This is a genomic window from Haematospirillum jordaniae (assembly GCF_001611975.1).
Classification (GTDB): Bacteria; Pseudomonadota; Alphaproteobacteria; order Rhodospirillales; family Rhodospirillaceae; genus Haematospirillum; species Haematospirillum jordaniae.
The window spans coordinates 677,541-698,222 of sequence record NZ_CP014525.1 but is presented as its reverse complement, the minus strand read 5'-3'; the positions used below and the strand labels follow the sequence as shown (position 1 = coordinate 698,222).

Here is a 20,682-nt window from a genome sequence, read left to right as displayed (position 1 = left end):
CTAACCTTTACGAGCAGAGAGCCAAGGGAGGGGGTTAACGGGTTGCCCATCCCGGCGTAATTCCACATAAAGCCGCGTACCGTCACCCGGCCCCATGATACCGACCGGTTCTCCCGAGCGCAGGCTCTGACCAACAACGGCATCGATACGGGACATACCGGACAGAAGGACATGATAGCCACCGCTATGCTCCATGATCAAGAGGAGCCCGTATCCCCTGAATGGTCCGGCAAAGGCAACTGTTCCTGTAGCCGGGGCAGTTACCTGTGCTCCGGGGCGTGTCCGGATGGTCACACCACGGGCACTCAGCCCCTCTTCCGTTTCTTCGCCATAGCGCATCACAATCTGTCCGCGCGCCGGCAATGCCATTGTGCCGCGTTGACTCTCCAGTGACGGGACAGGTCCAGGTGCCGGTGTGGGCGGTTTTGGCATAGCCAGCCGGGCCAGCCGTTTTGATTCCGCTTCCCGCCGGCGCCGATCTTCTTCCAGTTTTGCCAGAAGATCCCTGAGATCTCCGGCATTCCGGGCCAGTTGTTCAGCGCGATTGGCAGCAGCTTTGCGCTCGGCTTCAGTGCTCTCGGCCAGTTTTGCCTTGCGTGCGTAGAGTGTTGCCAGCCGGGCATGCTGACGGTCCAGTTTGTTCACGGCTGTGGCCAGTTCGGCGCGTCGGGTGGATAGTTCACGTCGGATGGTCGACAGACCTGCAAGTTCCTTGCGCAGGGAGCCTGCTTTTTTCTGAAGTTCGGGAATAACAGCACGCAACAGGATGGCGCTTCGAATCGTATCGTCATGGTGGCCGGGTTGCAGGACCAGAACTTCCGGCGGGCGTATGGCCAGACGTTCCAGGCCGCTCAGAACGGTTGCCATCTGGCTCTCGCGGTCTCCCAAGTGTGCCTGAAGATCTTTCTCTTTTTGACCCAAGTCACGAACGCGCCGTTCCAGAGCCGAGAGCAGTTCTTCGTTGTCCTGTGCCGAACGGGCGGCGGCAACAATTTCTTCGCGCAGCGTTTCCAGTTCCTTTCCCAGTCCGCTGGCTTTTTCGCCCAACTGTTTTTCACGATCCCGGCTTTCCTGAAGCTGTTTTTCCAGCTTCTTCAGTTCTTTTTCGGATGCAGAAGGCGATGCAGCCCCGGTCGGCGGGGCTGTTGCGCACAGGACAGCAAAGACGAGCAGTATACGAAAAACCAGCATGACCTCCCGGACCGGGCTATGTCTCTCAGCCAAAAGCCACAGAGCCCCGTGTCGCGTTGGTTGCCTCCTGGTCAAGCAGGCAGCGTCCGGTCATGGCAGCGGGTTGGGGCAGCCCCATCAACGCAAGGACCGTGGGAGCCAAGTCGGACAGCCTGCCATCATGAAGCCGGGTCACAGCCTTTGGCCCGTTCACCAGGAGAGCGTGAACCTTGCCGACAGTATGCTGGGTATAAGGCTCTCCGGTTTCAGGATCTTTCATCAATTCTGCGTTACCGTGATCAGCCGTGACAATCATGGTTCCCCCGCTGTCACGGATGGCCTGCTCCAGGCGGCCCAGCCCGTCATCAACAGCTTCAGCCGCTTTGATGGCGGCTTCCAGGATACCTGTATGTCCCACCATGTCTCCATTGGCATAATTGACGACGATCAGGTCATAGCGTCCTGAACGGATGGCCTCTTCCAGATGACGTGTGACCTCCGGTGCAGACATTTCCGGCTGCAGGTCATAGGTGGCAACCTTGGGGCTGGGAACCAGGATACGATCCTCACCGGGATACACGGTTTCTTCGCCCCCGTTGAGGAAGAACGTCACGTGGGCATATTTCTCCGTTTCGGCAATGCGGAGCTGTGCCAACCCGGCGCGCGAAATGACCTCCCCAAGGATGTCGGACAGGGGTTCGGGCGGGAACAGGGTATCCATGAAGGCGGTATGGGCCCTGGAATATTCGGTCATACCCAGTGCAGCCGAGAAAGCGGGGCCATTCCCGCGGCTGAAACCATCAAACCCCGGATCCAGAAGGGCCCGCGTTATCTCCCGTGCCCGGTCAGCCCGGAAATTGGCCACCAGAATCCCGTCGCCATCCTTCATGCCTGCATAGTTGCCCAGAACACACGGGCGCACAAACTCGTCACCGACAGCGGCGGCATACGATGCATCCAGCGCGGCGACAGCATTGGGAGCACGCTCGCCCTTTGCGTATACCATCGCGTCGTATGCCAGCTGTACACGGTCCCAGCGGTTGTCGCGGTCCATGGCGTAGTAACGCCCGCCCAGTGTTGTAAGGGAAAGGTTGGGGACGTCACGGGTTTTGGTCAGGAATGCTTCGATGAAACCGCGTGCGGAACGGGGTGGCGTATCCCTTCCATCCGTGAAAATGTGCAGGCAGACCTTCAGTCCTTCTGCTCCCAGTGTTGCGGCAAGGGCTGCCATGTGATCCTGATGGCTGTGCACACCGCCGGGAGAGAGAAGCCCCATCAGGTGAACGGTTCCACTCCCCTGGCGAACCTTGCTGACAAAGCGACCGAAAGACTCCATGTGACCAAGGCCGTTGTCTGCAACACAGGCATCAATGCGGGGCAGATCCTGCATCACGATCCGCCCGGCACCAATGTTCATATGCCCGACTTCCGAGTTGCCCATCTGGCCGTCCGGCAGGCCAACATCAAGCCCCGAAGTTTCCAGAAGACTGCCGGGACATTCCGCCAGCATCCGGTCCCATACCGGCGTATGAGCCAGGGCGATGGCATTGTTGTCACGCTCGGGCCGGTACCCCCAGCCATCAAGGATGCACAGGACAACAGGACGGCCGGGGCGAGAGGTAGATGTCATGGCAGAAACTCATACTTTCTGGATCAACTGAGGACACGCCGGGACTATAGGCCAAAGTGTGCAGAAAGCGAATATTCCTGAGACAATACCCCTGTCAAAAGATCAGGATGTTGCGCCGTCTGCCGGGGCCATTTGTGACTGGATATAGTTTTGTAGACCGACCTTTTCCAGAAGAGAAATCTGAGTCTCCAGATAGTCTATATGCTCTTCTGTGGCATCGAGGATTTCTTTCAGTTTTTCCCGCGAAATGAAGTCACGCGCTTTCTCGCAGGCGACAATGGCATCCACGACATCGTTGCGGGCCCCGTGTTCCAGTTTCAGGTCATTTGCAAGAATTTCCGCAACATTCTCCCCGATCATCAACTTGCCCAAGTCTTGCAGGTTGGGAAGTCCTTCCAAGAAGAGGATCCGCTTTACCATCCAGTCGGCATGGTGCATCTCTTCCACCGACTCTCGGTACTCATGCTGCCCCAGACGCTCCAGCCCCTGGTCCTGTAGCATGCGTGCGTGAAGGAAATACTGGTTTATGGCTGTCAGCTCGTTTCTCAAGACCTTGTTCAGGTGCTTGATGATCTCTTTGTCGCCCTTCATGGTGCTCTCCACAGCAAAGATTCCCGTCGCCGCGAATACTACTGCCGGAGAACATGTTTTTCCAGTTTTTGGAATAACTTGAGAAGCGTTCTCATGATGCCCTTGGCATCGGCGTTTGTTGCTTTCCTTCGTCTAGGATCACTCTCATGCAGTCTATGCACTTGCCGCACTGTGGTTGCAGCCCGTGTGCGCGGAAGACCTGCGAGGGGGTTCTGGCGCCTGAATCCCGTGCGGTCCGCACATCGCGACATTTCAGGTCATTGCAAAGGCACACATACATGAATGGGATGCTCCATACCCATTAACAAACTGATTTCAGGACAATCCGCACTAGATATCGGGAAGTCGCCTGCTTGGAATCTAATGCAATCCATTATCATCCTCAAGTGCAACATGCAGCTATCTGGCGCCTTGTTCACATTGCCGGGGTGGTCGGTTTTGTTGCTTTGTATCCGGGTTCCGGTCCTGCCTTTCGCTTCTTGCAGGGAGCCGATGTCGGGAATGTCGGGAGAGAGCGACACATCGGCAGGAGAGGCAACAGGCAGGGGCCGGAACCCGGGGTACAGGAGACGGGCTGATAATCACCCGGTTCAGCAATCCAGATCAGCCCTTTCAAACCCGCACCGGTCCGCACCACATGGGCCCATCTGAATCGTGAACGTGGTGACTGTATCGTGCCTTATCGATAAATGCAATTGCAAATCGTTTGCAATTTTCCAGGGCCAAAATTACACTGCGTGCATTGATTGGGTATTTGCTCAAAGTCCGGGATCAGGGATATCCCGGCCCGTTCGGGGGACGAGAATATGGTTATCTGTAGAGGGCTTGACCCCCGGACACTGGGAACATTGATGGTGGCATTGGCGGAACGACGTCGGGCGTCGGACGAAGGCATTCCCGATGATCAGTCTTGTGTTGCAACGCAGACACGCTCGTCGCCAGATCATTCGTCTTTCCGGAATACCTTGCCTCGGGCTTGATGCTCCGTTACCTGTGAAGTCAATTCTTGACTGCTGTACGGGCAACGTGGAGTTTCCGGCTTTGATCCTGCTGTTTTTGCGGCGCTGTATTTTGGCTGCGTCTTTTCTTGTTTTCATGTGCTCCGGTCTGACGGCTTCTGCTTCCCCATCCGGTGCGGTTCCCTATCGTCCGAATGCAGAAGAGACGGCGCTTCTGAAGCGAGCCGAAGAGACACTCGGGACTGTACGCACGATGCAGGCACGCTTTCTTCAAATCAGCAGTGATGGATCTTCCAGTGAGGGCACCGTGTCCATTCAGCGACCGGGCAAGATGAACCTCACCTATGACCCGCCGTCAAAGATCAAGGTTGTCGCTGACGGGACGTGGCTGGTCTTTATTGATAATGAAGTGGGGCAGGTCAGCAATCTCCCCCTTGATTCAACCCCGGCCGGCATTTTGCTGCGCAAGAATCCCCGTTTCTCTGATCCTGATATTGTTCTGAAAGATATACGCCGTGCTGCCGGTGTTGCGGAGATCGAGCTGGTGATGGCGGATGATCCTGCTGCCGGGTCCTTGATGCTGGTCTTTACCGAACACCCCTTCGAGCTGCGCCAGTGGCGGGTTCGTGATGCCCGTGATCTAGAAACAGCGGTGTCCTTGTTTTCCGTCCGTACGGGGTTGTCTTTTGACCAGGGCCTGTTCTCTTGGAGCAATCTGCCAGCACGATATAGATGATATTTCAATGCACTGTATGCCTATTGTTGGTGTGCTATGCAAATTGCAGGGGTCTGTTATGCGACACCAATGCTGGTGTTGCTGCGGGCTATGCCATAGATCCTGTCGTCACGGACAGGGCGCAATTTGTGCCCGTCCTTCCCCCCCGGAAGGTGGCCCCCCCTGCCCCTTCCGAGCTCCTTTACTGGAGCAGAGCGCCCGGTTCCCCCCTGACCGGGCGCTCACCCCTTCCCAAAAAACAGATCCTGTTGTTTCTTGCGTCGTGCAGCTTTAATGTTCTCGCATGCGGCGCGTCTTGGCGTCCTGCTTCCGGTAAGGAGAGCGCGGTGGGTTTTGTCATTCCAGAATGTCCTCCCTCATCTGTTGCTGTGCATGGAACAAGCGACCGCTTTCCAGTTCGTCGTATTTTCTGTGTCGGGAGCAATTATGCCGCCCATGCCCGTGAAATGGGGCGTAATCCATCTGCAGAGGCACCATTTTTCTTCTCAAAACCTGCTGATGCTGTTTGTGAGAACGGGTCTTCCATTCCATTTCCGTCGGTTACCTCCAACCTTCATCACGAGGTCGAGCTGGTTCTTGCCCTGAAGGCCGGGGGAGAGGGTCTTGATGAACAGGCTGCCGGGGCGTGCTTGTTCGGGTGCGCTGTCGGCATTGACCTGACGCGACGGGATCTACAGGCTGAAGCCAAGAGCATGGGGCGCCCTTGGGATATGGCCAAGGGATTTGACTTGTCCGCCCCTGTGGGAACCATCATGCCCATGGAAACGGCGCCATTGCGCGGTGCTATACAGCTGGCTGTCAATGGACGTGTTCGTCAGGACGGGAAGCTGGAAGACATGATTCTGGGGCCGGTTGGCATTTTGGTCCATCTGTCGCGTCTGGTCCGTCTTTCTCCCGGGGATTTGATCTTTACCGGTACGCCCGAAGGTGTCGCCGCGTTGCAGCCCGGTGATAAAGTCCATGCGAGCATAGAGGGTCTTCCGGCGCTGGAAATTACGTTGGCTTCCCGCTGAGATCTAGACCGGCAGACCGCGCATCAGGCGAGGCAGATCACCAACTTCGCCCATGGCATGGCGCATGAAGAAACGACGGAGACCTGGCATCTGGTTCACGGCGGCCAGTCCCATGGTACGGGCCAGTCGAAGCGGGGCGTTGTCATTGGAGAACAGCCGTACCAGGGCGTCGGTCATGCCCAGCATCAGGACATTGTCGAAACGGCGCCAGCGTTGATAGGACTCAAGGACAGTGCTGGTTCCGACATCCAGCCCAAGCCTGCGGGCCTTGACAATCTCTTCCGCCAGGGCAGCGACGTCCCGCAGGCCAAAGTTCATTCCCTGCCCGGCAACCGGGTGCATGCCGTGGGCCGCATCGCCGACCAGAACCAGCCTCCGGTCTGTATAGCGAAGGGCATGTTGCAGGGATAGGGGGTAGGAGAACCGGGGGCTGACAACATCAATCTCCCCCAAGAAGGTACCAAAACGCTGGATCAGCTCCTCTTGGAATGCGTCATCAGGCAAGGCGAGAAGGCTTTTGGCCGTTGTACTGCTTTCTGTCCAGACGAGTGAGGAATGATATCCCCCCACCAATGGCAGGATGGCAAATGGACCTGCGGGAAGGAAACGTTCGTGCGCAATGCCACGATGGTGCTTCTCATGGCGTACCGTTAGTACAATGCCGGTCTGATGATAGGGAAGGCCCTGCGCAACAGGTATGCCGGCCATATCCCGGATCCGGCTGTTGCGCCCGTCGGCCGCCACCAGTAGGGATGTCCGGATGACGCGGCCATCATCCAGCTTGACCAGAGCGGTATCTATGCTCCGGCTGGTTTCCACAACACGGGCCGGAGCAGCCAATGTTGCCAGCTTCAGCTCTTTCAGACGGGCCAGAACGGCCTGACGGATGACCGTGTTCCCGGCCATATAGCCCATGGGGCTTCCGATCTCGCGGTGATCGTAGTGCAGGTGCAAGGGACTGTTGCTATCCGTGACCCTGATATCCAAGATGGGCTGTACGGACTCACGCATATGCTTCCAGATGCCAACGGTGTCCAGAACCTTCTGGCAAGCCAGTGCAATGGCAGAGCAGCGACCATCCTGCGTCGGGGCTGTCAGCGTGGCGGGTTGCTCGGTATCAACGCACAGGACTGGTATGCCGTGTGTGGCCAGCGCACATGCCAGCGTTCCACCAACCAGTCCTCCTCCGACCACAACAACGTCTGCTTTCAGGGTGGTATCGGAAAGGACAGTTGTGTTCATGGGGACTCTCCGCCAAGCAGGGTATTCTTGGTGCGGACTCTGTCGGCAACCGGTTGCGTTGTCCAGAGAAACCGGTTGCCCTTCGGCCCTGTGGACAGGACGTCTCTATCCTGCCTCATCATGTGGGGGAGGAAGAAGAACCTCGCGCTTTCCGACGTGGTTGGCCCGTGACACCATGCCTTCCTTTTCCATTTGTTCAATGATGCGGGCAGCGCGGTTGTAACCGATCTGCAGGTGGCGCTGGATGAAGCTGGTCGATGCCTTCCGTTCCCGTGCGACCAAGGCAACCGCTTGGTCAAACAGACCACCTGGGCTCTCACTTCCCGCATCTAGTCCCTCCGTTCCCGGAAGGGCCTGCGTTTCCGTTGTGTCCTCAAGGATGGCACCTACATAATCGGGCGCACCCTGGGCACGCAGGAATGTGGCGACCTCTTCCACTTCGGCATCCGATACAAAGGGTCCATGCACACGGGTGATCCGTCCGCCTGCTGCCATGTACAGCATATCCCCTTGACCCAGAAGCTGTTCAGCGCCTTGTTCACCCAGAATAGTGCGGCTGTCGATCTTGCTGGTGACTTGGAATGAAATGCGGGTCGGGAAATTGGCCTTGATGGTGCCGGTGATCACATCGACGCTGGGGCGCTGGGTGGCCATGATCAGGTGGATACCTGCCGCTCTGGCCATCTGGGCAAGGCGCTGGATGGCTGCTTCCACATCCTTTCCGGCAACCAGCATCAGATCGGCCATTTCATCGACAATCACCACGATGTAGGGAAGGGGCGTGGTGTCTAGCTGCTGTTCCTCAAAAACAGGCTTGCCGGTCTCGGGGTCAAAGCCGGTCTGAACTGTTCGTGTCAGAGGTTCGCCACGGGTGCTGGCCTCACGCAGTTTCTGATTATAGCCTCCGATATTGCGGACACCCATCTGGCTCATGGCGCGGTAGCGGGTTTCCATCTCCCGTACGGCCCATTTCAGGGCCACCACGGCTTTTCCCGGGTCGGTTACAACTGGGGACAGAAGATGTGGAATACCATCATAGACAGACAGCTCCAGCATCTTGGGATCTATCATGATAAAGCGCACCTGGTCCGGGGTCATCCGGAACAGCAGGGAGCAGATCATGGTATTGACAGCCACTGACTTTCCGGACCCCGTTGTACCTGCGATCAACAGGTGTGGCATCCGGGATAGATCAACCTGCACCGGGCTTCCGCCGATATCGCGGCCCAGCGCCAAGATAAGGCCCTCTGGATGTTCATTGAAGCTGTCATCGGACAGAAGGGCCCGGAAGCTGACCATTTCACGTGTACTGTTGGGTAGTTCGATCCCGATTGTGGACTGCCCCGGTACAACGGCGATGCGCACACTCAATGCACTCATCGACCGGGCGATGTCGTCTGCCAGACTGATCACCCGGCTTGTCTTGGTTCCCGGTGCGGGATCAAGGGCATACAGCGTGACAACCGGGCCGGGGCGAATTTCCACAATGCGCCCGTTGACACCAAAATCCTGCAGGACACTTTCCAAGAGACGTGCGTTGGTGGACAGGAGGCGGTCATCCTGAAGGGCACCTTGTAAGGCAACGGGCAGGGACAGGAGATCAAGGGGCGGGATCTGGAACCCTTGGTTCCGTGCAGGAGTCAGGTCATGGACAGATTGGGGAGTGCGGGTCCGTGCCTGAACGTGTGGTGCGCTTTTGGGTGTTGTCGGAGGCACAATGGTGATTATATCCCCCGCATACTCTTCTGTTTGTTCCAGTGGCGCCACAGGATCCGGGGTGTGTGATGGTCCCGGAGCAGGATCCATTCGGGGTTCTATTCTTGTGTACGGATTGGCCTCCCGGTGCTGGGCGGATCTCTCGTTCAAGCTGGAAGAGGAGGAATGCCACGCAAGGTTTTCATCGTTTGTATCTTCGTACCCGGTACCCTTGGCAGGGAACGGGCGCCAGCTGACAATAGCTTGTATGGCTTGACCCGTTTGACGGCCGGCGGTGGACAGGGCTTTTGCCAGAGCCTGAAATTCCCGCCAGCGCAGCATGGAGGTCCACAGGACCAGGGCTGTACCGGCCAAGCCGCACAACACGACAACAACCCACATCAGGGAAACAGATCCTGTACCGGTCATCAGGCCTTGGTGTGCGCCTTCTAGTAACAGTGATCCAGTCATGCCCCCTATTCCGGTTGGAGCTGTCCATGAATCAGGCCGAGGCAGCCAAGCGGGAACAATGCTGATCATCATTGATCCTGGTATGCACAGGACCAGGCGCAGCCAGCCCCATGTAATACGCCCGGCCAGAATCATGCGGATGCCCCAGGCAGATAGCATCAGGACCGGTAGGGCAGAGGCGATGCCCAACCCCTGTATCATGGCATCGGCAAATAATGCACCGGGTTTCCCCAATGCGTTGTTGACCAAGTGAGGTCCGGCTGTGTTCAGGGATGGATCTGTTGGAGCATACGTAGCCAGTGCCGTTCCAAGGGCAAAGGACCCTGCCAGCAGCATCAGGCCACCAAGGCGACGTCCGATCCGGGCCAGAGCTTGTCTGGCCCCGGAAGACAGGAGGCTGTTGTTATCTGCTTGGGCGCGGGCCATGAGGGAAGGGTTCCTTGTACAGCAGGGCAAAAATTACAGAACGGGGACAGGGCATTTCTGTCTTTCGATGACCACAAATCCAAGCAGCCAAGTACCCGTGTTGCCGCAGATGGCGGCGTCGCATGTTACTCTCTTCCGGTCGTGGAGGGGAAGTATACCGACGCATGTTTCCTGCCATAGGGGCGGTATGGATGGCAAGGCCATCGCCGCAGTCAGCTTATGCGGAAAGTGTTCCGTCTTGCTGTCCGTATCCGGGCTGATTTTGATGGTGGTGTCTGCTGTGCTGTCATCAGGGCCGTCGGTCGCCGGCGGTTCCCTGTGCTCCGCCCCATGATCCCGTGCTGTCACTGTTGCCATCGGCTTCCTGTGCCGCAATCCGTGCGAATGTTTTCAGGCGTGATGCTATACGGCGGTTTATGCTGCCTGGTGTCCATTGGCCGGTCGTGCTGTCCTGTTCACCGGCAGTGAGGCCGGTAAGAAGGGCAATCCCGTCATCGACATGTGTGATCGGCCACACGTGGAACATCTGTCGGCGGCAGGCATCAACAACATCTTCACGCAGCATCAGGTTGATGATGTTGGTTTGCGGGATAATCACGCCCTGTCGTCCTGTCAGGCCGCGGGCCTCGCAGAGGTCAAAGAAGCCCTCGATCTTTTCGTTGATGCCGCCAACGGCCTGAACAGCGCCGAACTGGTCAACCGATCCGGTCACCGCTTTACCTTGGTCAACAGGCGTATCGGCCAGAGCGGACAAAAGCGCATACAGTTCCGTGGAGGAAGCAGAATCGCCGTCGATCATGCCATAGGATTGCTCAAAGGTAATGCTGGCCGAGAACAGGATCGGCCCGTCATTCCCGAACCGGCTGCGCAGGAATGAGGACAGGATCAGCATGCCCTTGGAGTGGGTTGGTCCTCCCAGGTCAACTTCCCGCTCGATATCATCAAAATCACCGCGCCCCACCCGAACCCTGGCTGTAATGCGTGATGGCTTGCCGAACTCTTCCGTTCCTATACCGATGATAGCAAGGCCGTTGACTTGCCCGACTGCCGATCCATCGGTCTGGATGGTAATGGTGTTGCGGGTAATATCTTCCTGCATGGCAACAGGGATACGGTCTGACCGACGGCGCTGGGCCTGTATGGCTTTTCTGACGTGTTTGGCCTGTACGGTCTTGCACGTCTCCTGCCCGGCAACCCATGCCGCTTCACGCAGCAAGTCGGTCAACGCCCCCACACTGGCGGTCAGCTTCCCGGCATCTTCTGCCAGACGGCTGCCATGCTCGATGATGCAGGCCACCGCTTCGGCTTCCAAGGGAGGAAGGTTCTTGCGTTGCCCTATTTCGGCCAGAAGAAGGGACATGGCGCGTATGGTTCGTGGTTCGCGGGGGAAGACGGTATCAAAGTCGGCCACAACCTTGAACAGCTCACGGAAATCAGGATCGCTTTCTGCCAGCAGGTAATAAAGGGCCGGTTCTCCCAGAAGGACCACCTTCAGGTTCAGGGGAATGGGTTCGGGTTCCATGCTCTGCGTTGACATGATGCCCCACGATGTTCCGGGGGCTTCGATCCGGATTTCCCGGTTGCGCAGGGACCGCTTCAGGTCTTCCCAGGCAAAGGGGTTGGCCATCAACTTCCGTGCTTCCATGACCAAGAAACCACCGTTGGCCCGGTGCAGGGCGCCGGGGCGCAGCAGGTGGAAATCGGTGCTCAGGGTTCCCAGATGTTGGCGGTATTCAATACGGCCCACTAGGCCGGGCTGTGTCGGGTGATCCTCGATGATCAGCGGAGCCCCGGTGGCATCCCCGTGGTCAATCAGGACGTTGACGTGATAGCGCCTGAAACGGAGATCATCACCGGCCTTGCGGATCATGGCGGGTACGTTCTCGTCGTCATCCTCGTCCCCGTCCGGGAGGAACAGAACGCTGTTCTCTAGAATATCGGCCCGCACGGCATCAAGATATTCCATGGCCTCATGGCAGTCATCGCCGGAAAACGCGTCCCGGATGGAAGCCATTTCACGATCCAGGACAGATCCGGTCAGCTCGTGGTCTAGGATGCGGCCTTGCTCGCGTTTTTCGCGTTCCCACTGTGGTATCCGTCGTACGGTTTCTTCTAGGGCATCCTGCAGGCGGCTGATTGTTTCCTTCAGGGCTTTCTGCTCGTCTTCGGGCAGATGGCTGAAGTCATCCGGCCCCAGTGCCTCTCCATTTCGCTCTGGTGCTAGGGTCAGGCCCATCGGTGTGCGAACCAAGGCAATGCCATCGGCCTCTGCGGCCCGGCGGTGCTCGTCTAGGGCTGTTTCACGGCGCTGGCGGAAATCCTCTTCGATGTTGCGCTGGCGGCTGTGATAGTCCTCGGTTTCAAAGGCTGCGGGAAGGGCATGACGCAGTTCCTCCACAAGAGCTGCCATGGCTTTTGCAAATGCCCTAGCCCGACCTGCCGGTAGTCCCAGTGCCTTTGGCCTGTAGCTGTCTTCAAAATTATACACATAACACCAGTCCCGTGCGGGTGGTCTTGATGCTGCGGCTTCTCCTACAAATCGCCGGATAAGGCTTGCTTTTCCTGTACCTTCCGGACCCATACAGAACAAATTATAGCCTAGGGCAGACATGCTGATTGCAAAGTGTACGGCCTCAACGGCGCGGGATTGGCCGACGGGATGAAGCGTTTCTTCATGGCTGGGGGGAAGGTCGGATGAAATCGCAAAGGGGATTTCTGCCGGGTGTACTGTACGGCGCAGTATCTCTGGATCAAGAGATGTGACGAGGGTCCTGGCAGGCGGCATCATGGCATCCCTTGAGAGGAGCAGGCAGACGGATCAGGGTGTTGGCTTGACCCGCCCCATGTCATCATTGAACAATGCGGGACAGAGACCGGCTGTGCAAACGGTGACATGGGGCACCAAGTTTCCAAGATCTTTGCCAGTTGTGCATCAGTATTCCGGTCCGGGACGACGGCAGAGAAATATAAGGCTGTGCTTTTTTGTTCCTGTACGGACATGTAGATCCTTGTAGCATGCCGTGGTTCGTGTGTTTCTTGGGCTATGCCATTTTGTCTTGGTGATGCCGTGTCTGGCATTTCAGGCGAAGAGAGGAAAGAAAAATGGTCGTTCCTCTGACAACGAGCCGCAGGGCTGAACTGGGGCAGCAGCTTCCGCTGTGGCGTATGGTACCTGGTCGCGATGCCCTGTTCCGCAGTCTGGTGTTTTCCGACTTTAGCCAAGCTTTTGGTTTCATGAGCCGGGTTGCTCTGGCTGCCGAGGCGATCAACCATCATCCTGAGTGGTTCAATGTCTGGAACCGTGTCGAAATAACTCTGTCCACCCACGATGCCGGTGGGTTGAGCGAGCGTGATGTCGATCTTGCTCTCCGGATTGACCAGCTGGCGTTGGAATCCGGGGTTCGTTCCGGTATCTGAACGTGTTTCAATGTGGGCGTGCCTTGCGCAGGAGATCCATGGCTGCATTGAGCTGACTCATCCGGCTATGACTTCCGTACGGGTTGTCCGGGTGGTGGACCGTGGCCAGCATACGGAAGCGCAGCCTGATCATGCGGGCGTCAGGGTCGGAGTAAGGCGGGAACCCCAGAACGTGCAGGGCCTCAGCCCGTGATGTGATGCCCCCGGGAATAGGGTCGAAGGCGAGGACGCTGACGGTTGCACGAAGCTGCTCCAGCTCGTCGTGAAGTTCGCGCCTTTCAGCATCGTAATCGCGCGATTCTTCGTTATGCAGGGTGCTGACGGATGGTACCGGTTCGGGAGGTGGCACGGGGGGAGGAGGAGGTGGTGGTGGCGGAGCTTCTTTTTCCGCTGGTCCCAGTTTCAGCTGTAAAGCCCCATAGTCCAAGGCAAGCGCTAGATTGAGGGCTTTGCGTATGAAAGGAATCTCCAGCCCCGATGGGAGGCGAACCTGCAAACGTGGCTTGCGCCGCCAGGGGCGGCCTTCGGCCCGTCCAGACTTCAGCACCACCGTTTCACGGTCATCCCGGACAGGTTCCCCTGGGTCTGCAAAGGATTCAATAACGTGTTCAGGAACGACTAGCATGACGGACCGGGCCACGTCGGCGGCATTGACGCGTCGTCTGTGGGCCAAGGCAAGAATGGAATCCCGGAAGTCCGATGGGCAGGACAGGGTGTAGGACTGCTTGATCTCAGGCATGGGTTAATCCTGGTGCGCTCGAATGGCCCCGCCGGGCGGCATACATAGGAATAGCAAGGAGGCAACGTCCCGGTTCAGCAATCACAGAAACCTCTGTCATGCTGTATGCAATCTGCCCTTGTAGTCAAGGCTGCGCAAGAAATGTATTGAACCGTGCGGCCATGTGTAGCCGGCAGGTCAACAATGCCGGTCATAGGGTGTGGTTTGGAGGTTTGTCTCTGGTGATGGTTCAGGCGTGCGGCCGACAGGGCGTGCTTATTCTGGATTCGGTGCGTGCAATCTCTGTTACCGTCACTACATATGAATTCAGAGGCATGTTTCCGGACTTGGCAGGATGAAGATGGTGCCGCAGAAGGGACTTGAACCCCCGACCCACGCATTACGAATGCGTTGCTCTACCAGCTGAGCTACTGCGGCATACGCTCCATGCTTCCTGTTTCGGGGCGGATGGGCTATCCCATACATCCCAGGATGCGGGATTTTGACCCGAAGCATCGCCAAGGCGCGCACAATAGTGCCGCCATTCCGGTTTTGCAAGGGGCTGGTTGTGGAGATTTTCCGAAAGGACGCGCTGTGGCTGCCCGTTATATCATGCTGGACCGCGATGGAACGTTGAATGTTGACGTTCATTACCTGTCCGATCCGGATGATCTCTGTCTGGAACAGCACGCTGTGGCTGGACTGAAGGCTCTTGCCGGGGTTGGTTTTCGCTTTGTTGTGCTGACCAACCAGTCTGGTATTGCCCGCGGGTTGCTTACTCCGGCCCTGCTGTCCGATATCCATGCCCGTCTTGATGCAATCCTAGCCTTGGAGAACATTGTTATTGATGGGTATTTTTTCTGCCCCCACGGTCCATCAGATGAATGCATGTGCCGGAAGCCTATGCCGGGTCTGGCGCTGGAGGCTTCCCGCACGTTGGGATTTGATCCGTCTGCGTCATGGATGATTGGCGACAAGGCGGCTGATATTGGCCTTGGTCAGGCTGTCGGGGCCGGAACAGTTCTGGTCCGTACCGGCAAGGGAATTGTGACGGAGGCGGAACAATCTTGTCGGCCCGACCTGGTGGCGGACCATTTGCTGGACGCGGCCCGTTTGATTCTGGCCCGCGAGTCGTCATGATCCCGGCGCCGCGTCAGGATGCTCCTTCCAGGGCACGGAGAGTACGGGTGTTGCCGCTTTCCCGGGCCATGTCGAGGGCATCACGACCGGTGTAGTCTGTCATGCCTGTATCGACCCCCCTTTGCAGGAGAAGCTCGACGACAGGAGCGTTCCCACGGCGTGCAGCCCGCATCAATGCATTCATTCCTTGGCGATTTTGCAGGTCAGGGTTGGCGCCGGCATCAAGCAGTTTCTTGGCAAGGGTCAGGTTGCCCTGATCAGCAGCCCACATAAGGGCTGTATTGCCAAAGGAGTCGGCCGCATTGATCCGGGCCTTGTTCTGGAGGAGAAGGTCGACCGCAGCGTCCAGATCCCGACGCGTTGCCAGGACGATCAGGGGCTCCCTGTTGCGGCTGAGGGTATCCGGGCTGGTTCCTCCAAGAAACATCCGTTTCATCTCGGGCCAGTTTCTGGACACCATGACGCCAATAATGGGCGCTTCCAGTGGCAGGTCTATGTCGGCTATCTGAAGAGGGAGGGCACTCTCGTTCCGTAAAGATCCTGGGAATTCATGCTCTTGGGGCCCCCATGCTCCCGGATCAGGTGGCAGGCCCTGTGGTGGCCAAGAGGGTGTGTAGCCAGAGAGGGGGCGCGTGTCGTCTATCTGGCTCTCCTTTTTCAGTTGTTCCCGATAGTCCCGTTCCCGTTCAACGTATTCTTGATATTCTTTCTGGGATTCCTGTTCCCGTTGTTGTTCCTTTTCTCTGATCGCTCTCTCAAACATGCTTTCCCGAGGTATGCCAGGGCTTGGGGTGTAGCTTTCTGTCCCCGTGGTGCCAAGTCGCAACGTGTTGTTCCTAGGCTCGGTCGTCCGGAACCAGCGGTCTTGTTCCTGTCGCTCGTGCCATCGTTGAATCGCTTTTTCGCTTGCCGACCGTTCGGCGTGAACAGCCACCGGCAGCAGGCAGAGCATCAGGGTCGCAGTAAGCGCAACGTGTATTCCGGTCATGACAGGACGACGAAACATGTTTCGGGGACTCTCCACAGAAGTGGTTCTTGCAGGCTCCGGGCATGCATCCTGTACGAGGTTTTGTCAAGGAATGTGGCAATTCCTTGGGGGTTGATGCCGGATACAGGCTGTGCGACACAACACCCTGTGTTGCCGTAACGATGACAGCAAGCCGGGGTTGGAGGTGGTTGTGAGCGGACCTGATATCCTGTCTGTCCTGTACGGTGGGGTTGCGCATTGTTCGGTCGTGATTTCCGGTCATGCCGGCCTGATGGGCGGGTTGTTCATGGCAGGGTTGGCAGGTGGCCTGACCCATTGTGTTGGCATGTGCGGGCCTTTTGTCCTGTCGCAGGTTGCTTCGGGCTTGGAGCAGATCCCTGTATCGCAGATGCGCGAATGGCACCGCCTGACCGGTGCGGCGCTGTTGCCCTATCATCTGGGGCGGGCGACCACCTATACGGCATTGGGTGCAGCTGGCTCCGGTCTGGCTGGCTATGTAGTTCCGACTTCTGTTCCGGGTTGGGTATCTGCTGTTCTTCTGATGGTGGCAGGCTTTTTGTTCCTTGGGCAGGCCTTGCCCCGGATGCGTGTGTCTCTGGTACCGGTTTCTTCGGGTGCTCTGGTTACGGGGTTCTTGTCCGGTTTTCTGGACCGTCTGTTTATGGCGCCGCAGGGTTTGCGGGGTTATGCCTTGGGGATTGTTCTTGGATTTATGCCGTGTGGCCTGCTGTATGCGGCTTTGGCTGCGGTATTGTCCACAGCAGACCCCATCGTAGGTGCTGCTGGCATGTTTCTGTTTGCCATGGGAACGGTTCCAGGCCTTTTCATGACAGGTCTGGCCGGATATTGCGCGGGCATGCGCTGGAAGCAGCTTGTACGGATCTGGGCCCCTGTGTTGATGATCTTGAATGCCGTTGTGCTGTTCTGGCTGGCCTTTCGCTCTCTTTCCGGCGAGGGTATTCAGCTTCCTTTTTAAGGTTGCTCTTACGTGTTTTGTGGAAAGCTGACGATGCGTATGTTGAAGGTTGTTCGTTATACGGCTGTTGTCCTGATCGCTATTGTATTGGCTTTGGTCGGGCGGTTTACGCTGTTGCAGCCAGAGACTTCTCCACCATCCCCCGGCGGGCCTTTTACCCTGGTTGACGGACAGGGGAAGACTGTGACGGATCAGGATTTTCGAGGCCGGTGGATGCTGGTGTACTTCGGCTATACCTATTGCCCGGATGTATGCCCGACAGGGCTGCAGACTATAAGCCAGGCGCTGCAGCTTTTGCCGTCTGCAAAGGCTGAAAAGGTCCAGCCCTTGTTTATCAGTGTTGATCCACAGCGCGACACGCCCGAGGCGGTGGGGGCCTATGTTCAGGCATTTGATCCGTCCATGATCGGGCTGACAGGAACGGAAGAGCAGGTTGCTGCTGCTGCCAAGGCCTATCGGGTTTATTATCGGAAAGCCCCGGAATCTGGTCGGACTGCGGATGATTATCTGGTTGATCACTCGGCCATGACCTGGCTTATGGGGCCGGATGGTCGCTACGTGACGTGGTTTGCACACGGTCTGTCTGCAGAGGAGATGGCAGCCGGTCTTGCCCGTCTTCTCTGACAGGACAAGGCGTGCCCTGCGATGTGTCTGTATGGACGAGAGGCCTATAATCCCGGTTCCCGCCCTTCTTTTCTTTCGGGCAGGTGTCTGTTGTTGTGGGACGGGCCTTGCTGAACCGGCCGTGATGGGCTGAATATGGTGTATACAACCATTTTTTTGTTTTACCGTCTTGTTCCGGTGCTTTTGTATGCTTGCATCCGGGACCCAAGTGGCCAACATTGGGTGGTCCACGCGGTTTTACCGGGCTGCCTGCGGGTCAGGCAGTGTGTCCGGGATTATCCTGTAGGATCGTGTCCCGCCTGAATCTGAATTCCGTTTGTTCAGGGACGTGGCGGGGTTGCCGGCTTCGACAGAGGGTGTTTGCAACATGCCACTCTACCAGATTCATGAAATGCAGCATGCCGCCCTGGCTCCGATGCGTATGGTTGCGCAAGCCGTGCATGTGCTGTTCTCCAACCCCCTCTTGCCCTTTTCCTATACGCATGCTGCAAAATCCCTAGTCGCCGGGGCGGATCTGTTTGAACGGATGACCCGTCAGTACCTGAAGCCGGAATTTGGCTTGCTGACAACGCATACTGACTGTGCCGGTACGGTGGCCGTGCATGAGGAAGTTGTCATGCGCCTGCCGTTCTGTGACTTGCTGCATTTTGCCCGCGATTGTGCACGGAAAGACGATCCCAAGGTTCTGATTATCGCGCCGATGTCCGGTCACTATGCCACTTTGCTGCGTGGCACGGTGGAAGCCATGTTACCCGATCACGATATTTACATCACGGACTGGATCAATGCCCGTGACATCCCCTTGTCCGAGGGACCATTCACCTTAAGTGACTATGTCAGTTATCTGCGACGTTTTCTGGCCTACCTTGGGCCAGGGGTTCATACCATGGGGGTTTGCCAGCCCAGTGTGCCGATGCTGGCCGTTGTGTCGCTGATGGCCGAGGATAATGATCCCAATCGTCCCCTTTCCATGGTGATGATGGGAGGCCCTATTGATACGCGGTGTAACCCGACAGAAGTGAACCAGTTTGCATTAACCCGCGAGATCAGCTGGTTCGAGACAAAAGTTGTTCACGCCGTTCCTGCCGGCTATCCCGGTCGGGGCCGTTTGGTGTATCCGGGCTTCCTCCAACTTTCGGGATTCCTGTCCATGAATCTGGAGCGTCACGCGGACGCCCATGCAACTTATTTTGGTCACTTGATCCGTGGTGACGGGGACTCTGCGGAAAAGCACCGCGAGTTCTATGATGAATATCTGTCCGTCATGGATCTGCCGGCTGAGTTTTATCTGGAGACGATCCGCGAGGTTTTCCAGAAGCATTCCCTGCCACAGGGGCAAATGATTATTGCCGGGCGTCCTGTTCGGCCCGAGGCTATTACCGATGTGGCGCTGATGACCGTTGAGGGTGAGAAGGACGATATCACCGGTGCTGGCCAGACCAAGGCTGCCCACGATCTGTGCTGTAATATTCCGGAACGCTTGCACCTTCATCATTATGCTCTCAAAGTGGGGCATTACGGTATTTTCAACGGGCGCCGTTGGCGCGAGGAAATTTTGCCCCATGTCCGAGAGTTCTTCCGTTTTGCAGAGAAAGAGCAGACACACCGCCGTGTCCTGTGATGCGGTATCCCCTGTTGTTGGGTCCGAGCCATTCTGGAAGAGCAAGTCACTTGAGGAGATGACCCGCGAAGAGTGGGAATCCCTGTGTGATGGTTGCGGTAAATGTTGCCTGCACAAGCTGCAGGATGAGGATGAAGCTGACGGAATGCCCGGGGCTATTCATAACACCAACGTGGCCTGCCATCTTCTGGATCCGGGGTCGTGCCGATGTTCAAACTACGAGCGACGCTTTGACTTTGTGCCGGATTGCGTTCAGCTGTTTCCCCAGTTCATCAGCCGCCATACTTGGTTGCCACGCTCCTGCGCCTATCGCCTGATACACGAAGGGAAGGATCTCCCTTGGTGGCATCCGCTGGTATCGGGTGATCCCAACAGTGTGCACGAAGCCGGCGTCAGTGTTCGTGGTCGTGTGGTGTCGGAGCGGCGGGCGGGTCCCCTAGAGCATCATATCGTTGACTGGCCGGATCTGTAGGGCATGGGGCATGTGTCTGTGAAGGGGCGTGCTTCGGCCCTGCAATGTCCGGAGGCTTTTGTTGAGGTGGACGGAGACAGGCTGGTCGTTCGCTTCCGCCCTTTGGTTCGGGCGGTCAATCTGACCCTGCGTCTTGAGCCGGATCATTCCACGGTTGTGGTAACACATCCCCCGCGGATCTCCCGTCGCCAGCTTATGGGCTTTGTTTCGGATCATGTGAGCTGGATCCGGCAGAGATTGCGCTGTGTTTCCCCCTCTATCCCCTTTACGGATGGGCAGGTCATTCCGGTGCTGGGAATTCCCCGGACCCTGTGTATACGCCCTGAAGGACGGCGGGGTATTGTTCTGGAGGAAGGACGGATTATTGTGACCGGCCCTGTTATGTCGCCTGCCAACCGCCTTCGGGACTGGTTGCGCCAGTATGCCCTTCGGGAGGTCCGGTTACGCGCCTGTGTCATGGCCGAGCGTGTCGACCAGCGTGTGCGGTCGGTGACTGTACGTGATACCCGTACACGCTGGGGAAGTTGCTCGGTTACGGGGGATCTGTCTTTTTCATGGCGCCTGATCTTGGCACCAGACAAGGTGCTAACCTACGTTGTTGCGCACGAGGTTGCGCATTTGGTGGAAATGAATCATTCGCGGCAGTTCTGGTCAGTGGTGGATAGTTTGGTTGGCCCCTGCCGTGCTGAACGCGACTGGCTGCGCTGCAACGGGTCCAGCCTTCTCCGGTATGGATCATGCCATACGGGCCCTGTCTGATTGAGTTCTTGTGCCTAGGCTCAGGACGCATACA

18 protein-coding genes and 1 tRNA gene are annotated in these 20,682 nt (G+C 57.4%); 9 read left to right on the top strand and 10 right to left on the bottom strand.

Annotated elements, in window-relative coordinates:
• The 4 genes from AY555_RS03465 to AY555_RS11520 form a co-directional block, all read right to left on the bottom strand.
• Entirely contained in the window at window positions 1–1,191 is a 1,191-nt protein-coding gene (locus AY555_RS03465; protein ID WP_066133498.1) for a murein hydrolase activator EnvC family protein, read from the bottom strand.
• A gap of 25 nt (window positions 1,192–1,216) precedes the next feature.
• Window positions 1,217–2,800, bottom strand: coding sequence for a 2,3-bisphosphoglycerate-independent phosphoglycerate mutase (gene gpmI / locus AY555_RS03460; protein WP_066133494.1), 1,584 nt, complete (start codon window positions 2,798–2,800; stop codon window positions 1,217–1,219).
• 102 nt (window positions 2,801–2,902) lie between these two features.
• Window positions 2,903–3,391, bottom strand: a complete 489-nt coding sequence (gene bfr / locus AY555_RS03455) for a bacterioferritin (RefSeq protein ID WP_066133491.1) — start codon at window positions 3,389–3,391, stop codon at window positions 2,903–2,905.
• Between the two features lie 91 nt (window positions 3,392–3,482).
• Window positions 3,483–3,671: a (2Fe-2S)-binding protein gene (locus AY555_RS11520; protein WP_082811837.1), complete on the bottom strand. Its 189-nt coding sequence runs from the start codon at window positions 3,669–3,671 to the stop codon at window positions 3,483–3,485.
• Between the two features lie 620 nt (window positions 3,672–4,291).
• Here AY555_RS11520 and AY555_RS03445 point away from each other — a divergent pair.
• Together AY555_RS03445 and AY555_RS03440 are read left to right on the top strand one after the other, a co-directional pair.
• Window positions 4,292–5,086, top strand: a complete 795-nt coding sequence (locus AY555_RS03445; RefSeq protein ID WP_066133485.1) for a LolA family protein — start codon at window positions 4,292–4,294, stop codon at window positions 5,084–5,086.
• 326 nt (window positions 5,087–5,412) lie between these two features.
• On the top strand, window positions 5,413–6,099 hold the full coding sequence (locus tag AY555_RS03440; protein ID WP_066133483.1) for a fumarylacetoacetate hydrolase family protein: 687 nt from the start codon (window positions 5,413–5,415) through the stop codon (window positions 6,097–6,099).
• A 3-nt stretch (window positions 6,100–6,102) separates the two neighbouring features.
• Here AY555_RS03440 and AY555_RS03435 read toward each other — a convergent pair whose 3' ends face one another.
• From AY555_RS03435 to AY555_RS03420, 3 genes are all read right to left on the bottom strand, one after another.
• Complete coding sequence (locus tag AY555_RS03435; protein WP_066133480.1) at window positions 6,103–7,341, bottom strand: UbiH/UbiF/VisC/COQ6 family ubiquinone biosynthesis hydroxylase; 1,239 nt, start codon at window positions 7,339–7,341, stop codon at window positions 6,103–6,105.
• 105 nt (window positions 7,342–7,446) lie between these two features.
• The gene (locus AY555_RS03430) at window positions 7,447–9,933 is read right to left on the bottom strand and encodes a DNA translocase FtsK (RefSeq protein ID WP_066133477.1); all 2,487 of its coding nucleotides are present in this window, start codon (window positions 9,931–9,933) and stop codon (window positions 7,447–7,449) included.
• 289 nt (window positions 9,934–10,222) lie between these two features.
• Window positions 10,223–12,721, bottom strand: coding sequence for a Lon protease family protein (locus AY555_RS03420; protein ID WP_082811835.1), 2,499 nt, complete (start codon window positions 12,719–12,721; stop codon window positions 10,223–10,225).
• A gap of 314 nt (window positions 12,722–13,035) precedes the next feature.
• On the opposite strand from AY555_RS03420, the gene AY555_RS03415 reads away from it, so the two are divergent.
• The gene (locus AY555_RS03415; RefSeq protein WP_066133469.1) at window positions 13,036–13,350 is read left to right on the top strand and encodes a 4a-hydroxytetrahydrobiopterin dehydratase; all 315 of its coding nucleotides are present in this window, start codon (window positions 13,036–13,038) and stop codon (window positions 13,348–13,350) included.
• Between the two features lie 7 nt (window positions 13,351–13,357).
• On the opposite strand, the gene AY555_RS03410 is transcribed toward AY555_RS03415, so the two are convergent.
• Window positions 13,358–14,089, bottom strand: a complete 732-nt coding sequence (locus AY555_RS03410; RefSeq protein ID WP_066133466.1) for a J domain-containing protein — start codon at window positions 14,087–14,089, stop codon at window positions 13,358–13,360.
• Between the two features lie 341 nt (window positions 14,090–14,430).
• A tRNA-Thr gene (locus AY555_RS03400) sits at window positions 14,431–14,506 on the bottom strand.
• Window positions 14,507–14,515: 9 nt separating this feature from the next.
• On the opposite strand from AY555_RS03400, the gene AY555_RS03395 reads away from it, so the two are divergent.
• Window positions 14,516–15,208 (top strand): D-glycero-alpha-D-manno-heptose-1,7-bisphosphate 7-phosphatase, encoded by a 693-nt coding sequence (locus tag AY555_RS03395; protein WP_245176947.1) that lies wholly within the window; start codon window positions 14,516–14,518, stop codon window positions 15,206–15,208.
• Between the two features lie 13 nt (window positions 15,209–15,221).
• Here the strand turns inward: AY555_RS03395 and AY555_RS03390 are convergent, their stop codons facing one another.
• On the bottom strand, window positions 15,222–16,214 hold the full coding sequence (locus AY555_RS03390) for an ankyrin repeat domain-containing protein (RefSeq protein ID WP_066133460.1): 993 nt from the start codon (window positions 16,212–16,214) through the stop codon (window positions 15,222–15,224).
• Window positions 16,215–16,386: 172 nt separating this feature from the next.
• Between AY555_RS03390 and AY555_RS03385 the strand changes: the two genes are divergently transcribed.
• The 5 genes from AY555_RS03385 to AY555_RS03365 all read left to right on the top strand — a co-directional run bounded on the left by AY555_RS03385 (window position 16,387) and on the right by AY555_RS03365 (window position 20,648).
• Window positions 16,387–17,172, top strand: a complete 786-nt coding sequence (locus AY555_RS03385) for a sulfite exporter TauE/SafE family protein (protein WP_066136461.1) — start codon at window positions 16,387–16,389, stop codon at window positions 17,170–17,172.
• Between the two features lie 33 nt (window positions 17,173–17,205).
• Window positions 17,206–17,796: an SCO family protein gene (locus AY555_RS03380; RefSeq protein WP_245176946.1), complete on the top strand. Its 591-nt coding sequence runs from the start codon at window positions 17,206–17,208 to the stop codon at window positions 17,794–17,796.
• Window positions 17,797–18,163: 367 nt separating this feature from the next.
• The gene (locus tag AY555_RS03375; protein WP_066133457.1) at window positions 18,164–19,417 is read left to right on the top strand and encodes a polyhydroxyalkanoate depolymerase; all 1,254 of its coding nucleotides are present in this window, start codon (window positions 18,164–18,166) and stop codon (window positions 19,415–19,417) included.
• Window positions 19,407–19,889: a YcgN family cysteine cluster protein gene (locus AY555_RS03370; protein WP_280648995.1), complete on the top strand. Its 483-nt coding sequence runs from the start codon at window positions 19,407–19,409 to the stop codon at window positions 19,887–19,889. The genes AY555_RS03375 and AY555_RS03370 overlap by 11 nt, the downstream gene beginning before the upstream one ends.
• 3 nt (window positions 19,890–19,892) lie before the next feature.
• On the top strand, window positions 19,893–20,648 hold the full coding sequence (locus tag AY555_RS03365) for a M48 family metallopeptidase (protein WP_066133454.1): 756 nt from the start codon (window positions 19,893–19,895) through the stop codon (window positions 20,646–20,648).
• The last annotated feature ends 34 nt before the right edge of the window (window positions 20,649–20,682 follow it).

What these genes read in the sequence shown, in the direction of transcription:
- AY555_RS03465 (WP_066133498.1), bottom strand. Translation starts at nt 1,191, where the DNA reads ATGCTGGTTTTTCGTATACTGCTCGTCTTTGCTGTCCTGTGCGCAACA.
- gpmI (WP_066133494.1), bottom strand. Translation starts at nt 2,800, where the DNA reads ATGACATCTACCTCTCGCCCCGGCCGTCCTGTTGTCCTGTGCATCCTT.
- bfr (WP_066133491.1), bottom strand. Translation starts at nt 3,391, where the DNA reads ATGAAGGGCGACAAAGAGATCATCAAGCACCTGAACAAGGTCTTGAGA.
- AY555_RS11520 (WP_082811837.1), bottom strand. Translation starts at nt 3,671, where the DNA reads ATGTATGTGTGCCTTTGCAATGACCTGAAATGTCGCGATGTGCGGACC.
- AY555_RS03445 (WP_066133485.1), top strand. Translation starts at nt 4,292, where the DNA reads ATGATCAGTCTTGTGTTGCAACGCAGACACGCTCGTCGCCAGATCATT.
- AY555_RS03435 (WP_066133480.1), bottom strand. Translation starts at nt 7,341, where the DNA reads ATGAACACAACTGTCCTTTCCGATACCACCCTGAAAGCAGACGTTGTT.
- AY555_RS03430 (WP_066133477.1), bottom strand. Translation starts at nt 9,933, where the DNA reads ATGGCCCGCGCCCAAGCAGATAACAACAGCCTCCTGTCTTCCGGGGCC.
- AY555_RS03420 (WP_082811835.1), bottom strand. Translation starts at nt 12,721, where the DNA reads ATGATGCCGCCTGCCAGGACCCTCGTCACATCTCTTGATCCAGAGATA.
- AY555_RS03415 (WP_066133469.1), top strand. Translation starts at nt 13,036, where the DNA reads ATGGTCGTTCCTCTGACAACGAGCCGCAGGGCTGAACTGGGGCAGCAG.
- AY555_RS03410 (WP_066133466.1), bottom strand. Translation starts at nt 14,089, where the DNA reads ATGCCTGAGATCAAGCAGTCCTACACCCTGTCCTGCCCATCGGACTTC.
- AY555_RS03395 (WP_245176947.1), top strand. Translation starts at nt 14,516, where the DNA reads ATGCTTCCTGTTTCGGGGCGGATGGGCTATCCCATACATCCCAGGATG.
- AY555_RS03390 (WP_066133460.1), bottom strand. Translation starts at nt 16,214, where the DNA reads ATGTTTCGTCGTCCTGTCATGACCGGAATACACGTTGCGCTTACTGCG.
- AY555_RS03380 (WP_245176946.1), top strand. Translation starts at nt 17,206, where the DNA reads ATGCGTATGTTGAAGGTTGTTCGTTATACGGCTGTTGTCCTGATCGCT.
- AY555_RS03375 (WP_066133457.1), top strand. Translation starts at nt 18,164, where the DNA reads ATGCCACTCTACCAGATTCATGAAATGCAGCATGCCGCCCTGGCTCCG.
- AY555_RS03365 (WP_066133454.1), top strand. Translation starts at nt 19,893, where the DNA reads ATGGGGCATGTGTCTGTGAAGGGGCGTGCTTCGGCCCTGCAATGTCCG.